Source organism: Synechococcus sp. R55.2, from assembly GCF_047462075.1.
GTDB lineage: Bacteria > Cyanobacteriota > Cyanobacteriia > Thermostichales > Thermostichaceae > Thermostichus.
The window spans coordinates 1-815 of sequence record NZ_JANSIH010000174.1; the positions used below are offsets into that span (position 1 = coordinate 1).

Genomic DNA, 815 nt, shown 5'->3' on the forward strand with positions numbered 1-815 from the left:
GGCCTGACAGCTCAGGCACTGTCAGAACGAGCCAAGCAACTGCTATGCTGAGGGCGAGCTTTTAGCTTGGTTAGCATTGTCCACCTTATTTTTTCCTATGACTGCGGCTAGATATCTCCGAGAGAAGCTTGAGAGGATGTCTCCCACCGAGAGGGTAGAGCGAGTTGTTGTCCAACACTTTGCTTCTCCTCTCCTGCAGGCGCTTGGCTTTGACGAGTCGGAAATTAGAGAAGAATTCGAGACAGGTTGCGGCCAGGTCGATCTCGCAGCAAGAAAGAACGGAGATCCTGAAGATACTTTCTTTAGATCCCCGAAGAATCCCTACTTGCTTTTGGAGGCAAAATCTAGAGCAGTTAATCTCAGAGAAGGATCTTGCTATAGAGATGCAGTTTGTCAGATAGAAAGTTACTTGCTTGCCAAGAACTGCAAATCTGCAAAATGGGGAATTATCACCAATGCAAATAACATCCAGCTTTGGAGGAAGCACGGAAAAGTCGTTCACCCCGCTACAGCAAACCTTGATATTAGCTCAGATAACATTGAGAGCATAGTGCGTAACTTGCGAGACAAGATAGAAAACTATGAGCGCGCTCTGACTGTATGCGTGTATAACAATAAAGGGGGCGTAGGCAAAACAACGACGATCATTAACCTTGCGGCAACACTAGCAACCAAGAAAAAAAAGGTCTTAGTTGTTGACTTTGATTCTCAGGGTGATCTGACAAGAAGTTTGGGAGCCACTCCTGGAAAAATTACACTGACGCAATGTTTAAAGGATCCCAAAATAGACGTCCATGCCATTGTCCAAACATATA

1 protein-coding gene is annotated in these 815 nt (G+C 45.4%); it reads left to right on the top strand.

From position 1 onward, the window contains the following. Nucleotides 1-136: 136 nt before the first annotated feature. The coding region (locus NW838_RS06095) for an AAA family ATPase (RefSeq protein WP_414427700.1) at nt 137-815 on the top strand (679 nt) is incomplete at its 3' end.